Annotated in this window: 4 protein-coding genes; 2 read left to right on the top strand and 2 right to left on the bottom strand. The window is 69.6% G+C overall.

Features of this window, described 5'->3' with window-relative positions; all coding sequences use genetic code 11:
- Nucleotides 1-136: 136 nt before the first annotated feature.
- Both AB0M52_RS27800 and AB0M52_RS27805 read right to left on the bottom strand, forming a co-directional pair.
- Nucleotides 137-961 carry an ABC transporter permease subunit gene (locus AB0M52_RS27800; protein ID WP_363959631.1) on the bottom strand — a complete coding sequence of 275 codons (825 nt, stop codon included), beginning with the start codon at nt 959-961 and terminating at the stop codon, nt 137-139.
- Nucleotides 958-1,926 (bottom strand): ATP-binding cassette domain-containing protein, encoded by a 969-nt coding sequence (locus AB0M52_RS27805; RefSeq protein ID WP_363959634.1) that lies wholly within the window; start codon nt 1,924-1,926, stop codon nt 958-960. The genes AB0M52_RS27800 and AB0M52_RS27805 overlap by 4 nt, the downstream gene beginning before the upstream one ends.
- Before the next feature lie 242 nt (nt 1,927-2,168).
- On the opposite strand from AB0M52_RS27805, the gene AB0M52_RS27810 reads away from it, so the two are divergent.
- Complete coding sequence (locus AB0M52_RS27810; protein WP_363959637.1) at nt 2,169-4,214, top strand: glycoside hydrolase family 95-like protein; 2,046 nt, start codon at nt 2,169-2,171, stop codon at nt 4,212-4,214.
- A 37-nt stretch (nt 4,215-4,251) separates the two neighbouring features.
- A complete protein-coding gene (locus AB0M52_RS27815) occupies nt 4,252-6,993 on the top strand; it encodes a ferritin-like protein (RefSeq protein ID WP_363959639.1) in 2,742 nt (913 codons plus the stop codon).
- The last annotated feature ends 121 nt before the right edge of the window (nt 6,994-7,114 follow it).

Raw genomic sequence — 7,114 nt, forward strand, 5'->3', positions numbered from 1 at the left:
GCCCCCCCGCCCCCCAGCGGCTCCCGGGCGCCCTGCCCCGCCAGGCCGCCGGGGGGGGGGGGGGGGGGCCGGCGGGAAAAACCTGCACGGCCCGGCCGGGGCCGCCCCCCCCGGGCCGCGGCTCTTCTGTGACAGGTCACGCGTCGCGGCTGCGCAGCCGGCGGTAGCCGATGAATAGCACGGCCAGCGACCACCCTGCGACCACCAGGAACCCGACGTACGCCGGATAGTAGTCATCGATGCCGCGCATGAAATTCATCCCGGCGTAGCCTGGCAGGTACTGGTTGACTTTCTGTAGCACGTCGTCGGCGTTGGGGTTGCCGGTGGGCTGGAGCAGCACCGGCAGGACCACCAGGAAGACGAACACGATCGCGAGGGCACCAGCCGCCTTGCGCAGGGCCGCACCAGCGCCGATCGCCATGATGCTCAACAGCGCAAGGTTTGCGCCCACCAGGACGGAGTCGACGATCACGTCGGTCGCGTTCACGATGCCGTACCCGCCGAAAAGGGGCCAGGAGACCAGCGCGCCCATCAGGCCGAGCAGGGTGCCCACCACGAACGTCGTCACGGACACCACCAGCACCTTGGCCATCAGCACCGTGAACCGGTTGGGTACCCACTGGAGCGTGTTGCGGATCGTGCCGGTGGAGTACTCGCTGGTGATGCTCTGCATGGCCCAGACGATCGCGACGAACTGGACGACGATCACCGCAGACTGCGGAGCGTTGCCGATCGGCTGGCTCGACGCGTCAGCCGCGTTTTCCTCGTTCTGGATCAGCACGATCGTGCCGTAGTAGGCACAGTAGATCGCCATGATAACGATCGCGGAGACGAGACATGCCCAGGTGGAACGCACCGACATGAGCTTGGTCCACTCCGAGGCGACGGCCCCCCGCAGGCCCGCCTTGCCAGCCGGCAGTTCGGTACGCAGTTTGCGCGTGGGCTCGCTGGTCGTCGTCATCGCTGCACCTGCGGCTTCCTGTCGTTCTGGTCGGTGGCGAGCGTGGTGCCGGCGAACGTTGAACCGTACTCGACGCTGCCTGCGGTCAGTTCCATGTACGCCTGCTCAAGAGATGCCTCCATCGAACGCAGCTCGTGCACCCGCACGCCGAGTTCGTGCACCCGGTCGCCGACGTACGCGGTGGTCACCCCGCGTACCAGGATCGTGTCCTCGCCGGCCGACCGGACATCGACCCGGTCACCGGCCAGCCGCAGGCCCAGCGAGTGCAACTCGGCTGGGTCCGGGCAGCGCACGACCACTGCGTTCACCGAGCTCCGCGAGATGATCTCGGCAATCGGCGCGTCGGCAATCAGCCTGCCCCGCCCGATCACCACCAGGTGATCCGCGGTGAGCTGCATCTCGCTCATCAGATGGCTCGAGACAAAGATCGTTCGGCCTTCTGCAGCAAGCGAGCGCACCAGGTCGCGCACCCAGCGCACGCCGTCCGGATCCAGGCCGTTGACCGGCTCGTCGAAAATCAGCACCTCCGGGTCGCCGAGCAGCGCCCCGGCAATGCCGAGCCGCTGGCTCATGCCGAGCGAGAACCCGCCGACCCGTCGTCCGCCCACATCGCTGAGGCCGACGATGGACAGCACCTCGTCGACGCGCCTCTTCGGGATGCCGTGGGTGCGGGCCTCGGCCAGCAGATGCCGGTACGCGGTGCGGCCCGGGTGCACACTGCGCGCCTCGAGCAGCGCACCGACCTTGCGCAACGGCTGCCTCAGCGAGGTGTACGGCTTGCCGAACACCAGCGCCTCACCGGAGGTGGGCCGGTCCAGCCCGAGGACACACCTGATGGTCGTCGACTTGCCGGACCCGTTCGGACCCAGAAAGCCCGTGACCCGCCCGGGTCTGATCTCTACGGACAGGTCACTGACGGCGACCTTCTCACCGTACCGTTTCGTGAGCCCATGTAACGTGATCATCGATAGTTCCTCCCGACTGGGGCGGCGTATCCCGTTGACGGTAGGAGTCCGGCCGGGTCGCTTCCCAGTGGCAAACGTGGTCTTTCACCCCTGACTTTCGACAGTACGGGCGCCTGACGGACTGTGTTTAGGCTGACGCTTAACGTCATTACCTGGACCTTCTTGGGTTGTTAGGTTCATCCCGCCCGGCGGAATCGGCGGGATCGGAGGCACCCATGGCCGAAATTTCACGCAGGAACCTATTGATCGGATCGTCCGCCGCTGCGGGCGCCACCGTGGTGTCCGGCTGGGCCGCGCCGGCCGCGGCCGGCCGCACCGGCTCGGGCCCGGCCGCGGCGACCGAGGCCGGGCCGACCGAGCAGGCCGTCCGTGACGCAGCGCTCATCTGGCGCACGCCCCCGCGCGACCATCAGGACGGCCCCTTCCTCGGCGACGGCACGCTCGGCGCCCAGGTCTACTGCGGACAGTCCGGAACCGAGCTGTCCTTCGTGCTGACCCACTGCACGGGCCGGACCACTCCACGTGGCCTGTGGCGCACCCCGGCCGCCACGCTGCACCTGACGCTGTCCGGCACGGTCACCGCGGTCGACTGGACCCTCGACCTGTGGGACGCCCAACTGTCCGGCACGGTCACCACCACCCGCGGCGCGTTAGCGTTCACCGGCCTGGTCCACGACGGCGCTCTGCTGGTGTGGACCGCACCGAGCGGCGGCGAGCTGGACGCCCGCTGGGGTGCCCGGGACGCCGTCAGCGCGCCCGCCGTCGCGCCGGCCAGGTCGCGGTCGCTGCGTCACCTGCCCGCCGGCGACGTCGCCTGGCAGGAGCGGCGGCGCGGTAGCCGGCGGCTACTGGCGGTCGCGGCCGGTACCGACGCCGCGAGCCGGGTCAAGCACGCGCTGACCCGGACCGGTGACACCGTCAACGCCGCGCACTCGCGCTGGTGGCACCAGCTGTACGAGCATAGCTTCGTCGCGTTGCCGGCCCGCGAGATCCAGCGCTTCTACTGGGCGCAGATCTACAAGCTCGGCGCCCTCGGCAAGGCTGGGGTGCCAGCGCGCGGCGGCTGGCGGGCCTGGCCCGCGGAGCAGGGCGACGCATGGACTGCCGCGTGGCGAGAACTGGCCGCCCGGGCCGCCGGGCCGCTGCTGGACGCGCCGATGTCCACGATGGACGGCCTAGACGCCGCCGCCCTGCTGGAGGCCGGGCTCCCCGGGATGGGCTCGAAGGCCGCGCCGCAGGCAAGCCCGCTCGAGGCAATGCACAACCTGTGGCTGTGTGCGCGGCACAGCATTGACGAGCGGTTGACCCGCGGGGTCCTACACCCGATGCTGCGCCGGGCCGTCGAGCGGTACGTGCCGTTTCTCGGCACCGGCCGCGATGGCCGCTGGCACCTGCCGAAGTCCTACTCCCCCGGCCTGCCGGACACCGCCGACGCCACCTACCACCTGTCCCTGCTGCGCTGGGGCGCGACGACGCTGGCCGCCGCCGAGCCGGGTAACACTCGCTGGGCCGAGGTCCTGAACCGCCTGGCGCCGTACCACCGCAACGCCGACGGCGTGCTGATCGGCGCGCGCATGCCGCTGCGCAGGTCCGCGCCGATCCCCGCGCACCTGCGCTGGATCCACCCGTTGCGCGAGCCGGGCTGGGACGGGCCGGCCCGCAGTGACGTACGCCGGCGCAGTTTCGCCACCTGGGCGGCACGCCGGGACGGCTGGCAGGGACACAGCTTCGCGGCGGCAGCTTCGCTGGCCGCAGCACTCGGCGACGCCGGGGAGGCGCTGTACCACCTCGGCTTCGTGCTGCGGGGTACCGAGGTCGCCGGCTCGGCGGTGCGCGCCAACACGCTCTACCGGCAGCGGTCCACGCCGGGGCTGGAGACCCCGTTCGTGCTCGCGAACGCCGTGCTCGACTCCCTGCTGTCCGGCACCGGCCAGGTGGTCGACGTCTTCCCCGCGGTCGGTCCGGCCTGGCCCGAGGTCTCGTTCGCCGGGCTTCGCGCGCCCGGCGGCTTTGTGGTCGACGCGCACCGCGTCGCCGGCCACACCCGGTGGGTCCGGGTAAGCGCCCGAGTGGCCGGCACGGTGACGATCCGGCACCGGATCCCGGGCGAGCTCGAGGTCCGTGACGGGAACGGCCGGGCGCTACACGGGCGGCCGGTCCGGGACGGGATCGCCCTGACGCTCGCAGCCGAGCAGGTCGCAGTCGTCGCCCCGCCCGGGGTCCGACCCGGGGAGGCGCGGCAGCACACTGCGGCCGGCTCCGGGCGGGTCTGGGGTCTGCCGGGATGACGCGCTCCACCGGTCGATGCCAGAGGAAGGCCAAACCTTGTCGTATCTAGAGCTACCCAGGCTGCACTTCGCCGGCCGGTTCCAGGCCGACACGCACACCATCAACAACGTGGGCCCGTACTACGACAACACGTTGTTCGAGCCGCGTTTCCAGCGGGTCGCCGAATTGCCGTACCACTACAACGGCCTGTGGAATCCCGACGGCAGCGGCAGCTTCCGGCTACGCGACGTCAAGGTGACCGGGCTGACCTTCCCGAACGGCCGGTTCGCCGACCGACCGGTCGACGATCCGCTGCTAGGCGGCCGGGTCACCGACGACGACCAGCGGGTCAGCGCCAAGATGGTCGACCTCGACCCGGACGAGCAGATGGTGACCGAGATCTGGGGCCTGCGGGTGCGGGTGCTCGACGCGTCGGGTGCCGAGGCATTCCGGGCCGCGTACGACGTCGCGTCCATCGGCGACCTGTGGATGCGCTACCTGACCGCTTCCGGGACGGGCCGCCCGGACCCGGGAGCGGCGTACCACTCTGTGCTGACCGACGTGGTGTGGGCACCTAAGATCACCTCGCCGTTCCTGCGGGCGCTACGGAAGGCCACGCAGCCGGACCGGCTGTCGGTGAAGTTCAACGTGGATGGCGTGCAGATCGATCCGCTCGACGCCGACAACGTGACCTTCGGCCGGATAGTCGGCTCCATCGGCGCGTTCCACGCCGGTGAACCGGAGCACGTGGTCGCCGGACGCCGGTTGAACCGCCCCGACGGCAGCCGCTTCAACCCCGCCCCGGCGGTAGTGGACGCCGCGTCCCGGACGGTCTTCGTTGACCTGGGCAACAGCATCCCCACGACGTCCCGCGGCGGCCCGCTCGAGGAGGTACGCCCGCTACGCCTCGCCATGATCGCCGACGACGGCCGGCCGCAGGTGCTGGCGCCACTGACCGGCCAGGGCGAGCAGTTCTACGAACGGCGCTCGGGGATCGTCAGCGCCAAGCTGAGCGCGAAGCAGCTGACCGGAATCGCGGAGCGGCGGCTCGCCGTCGTCGACGATGCGGAGCCGCCGGCCGCGCTGCTCGCCGAAGCCGAGGACGGAACGATGGTCGCGGCCGACAGCTCCGTCTTCCGCCTCTACCCGGAGGGCAAGGACGCGGTGGCGCACGCGACCGTGGTGGCCACCCGCTTCGGGCGGCCTGCGGCCGGGCTCAAGATCGCGCTCAGCGGCGGCCCGGACAGCAAGGTGGACGTGCCGGAGAGCGTGACAACCGACCAGAGCGGCCGGGCCCGGGTCGAGCTGATCGGACGCGATCCAGGCAATCCGCGCAGCGTCGTCGATGGGCAGGTCTACCAGGTCTTCTACGGCCCGCCGGACCAGCCGGACCGGCCCTACGGCCGGCTGTCGGTGCGGGTGTTCGACCCGCACTCGGTGCCGGCGGCGCCCACCTGGGAAGCCGACATACAGCCCATCTTCCAGCGCTTCGCCAACCTGTACCCGGCCATGAACCACGTGTTCGACCTGTCCAACTACAACCAGGTTGTTCGCTACGGGCCAATGATCGTCGAGAAAATGCTCGCCCCCGTCCAGTCCCCCGGTTACATGCCGATCACCAGAGACCTCTCACCCGGGAAGCGCGACATGATCATCAAATGGCTCCAGACTAAGCCCCAGCCACCGGTGCTGAGGATCGACAACGTTCAGGACCTGCGACGCGTGCTCCAGCAGGCGCTACTGCTCGAACACGCGGTAATCCCGCCGTACCTGTATGCGCTGTTCACCCTCAAGCCGAACCGCAACCGCGACGTCGCCGAGATCATCCGCGGGGTGGTGATCGAGGAGATGCTGCATATGGCACTGGTGGGAAACATTCTCAACGCCGTCGGCGGCACCCCGGTGATCGGCCGGCCCGGTGCTGTTCCCACGTACCCCAACCGCCTGCCCGCGCCGGTCCTGCCGGATCTCCAGGTACGGCTGCGTCGGTGCAGCGTGCAGCAGGTGCGGGACGTGTTCATGGCGATCGAGCAGCCCGAGTTTCCCACCATCAACGGACGGCGGCAGACCGGGCAGGTGATCGACCGCAACCGCGTCGCGGTCGACAAGAACGGCCGGCTGACCGTCTCGGACGCGGCTGAGATGAGGACCCTCGAGGACTGGTTCGTCCAGGCCGAGTACAAGCCGCAGACCATCGGCTGGTTCTATAACCAGATCGCCACGGCGATCTCCAGGCTCGACGACGGCACGCTCTTTACGGGCAACCCGGCCCGGCAGGTGAGCTGGCCGGACGCGCCCGGCACGCTCTACCAGGTCACCGACAAGCGCACTGCGTTGCTGGCCATCTACGAGATCATCGAGCAGGGCGAGGGCAGCCCCACCGACCTGGACGGCGACAACATCGCCGACCCGAACGAGTTCGGCCACTACTACCGGTTCAAGGAGATCGTGGAGGGGCGCCGCCTGATCAAGAAGCCCAACGGCAAGTGGGCGTACGAGGGCAAGCCGGTACGCCTCAACGCGGAGGACGTGATCCCGGCCGTCGACGACCCGGACACCACGCTGCTGCCGCCCGGCTCGGCCGTGGAGTCCCAGTCCAGCCTCTGCGACAAGACCTATACCGACCTGCTGACCTCCATGAACCGGACGTTCAACGGTCACCCAGAGGAGTTCACCGAGACCCGCGGCCTAATGTACGGGTTGCAGGTCGAGGCGAAAAAGCTACTCACCATGCCGAACCGGGAAGGCGTCAGCACCGTCGCCGGGCCCGCTTTTCAGTCACGCGGCCTACCTTGGTGAACGCGTACTCCCTACCCCATCCGACTTAGAGGTCCTAAGAGGGTGGTTTGTGACCTCTTCTCCGCTTTGCGGTTGGCTGATCTTTGCGGACCCGTAGCTGGCGGGGTGTCGTCGCGTTAGG

Source organism: Micromonospora sp. NPDC051296 (assembly GCF_040682255.1).
Classification (GTDB): domain Bacteria; phylum Actinomycetota; class Actinomycetes; order Mycobacteriales; family Micromonosporaceae; genus Micromonospora; species Micromonospora craterilacus.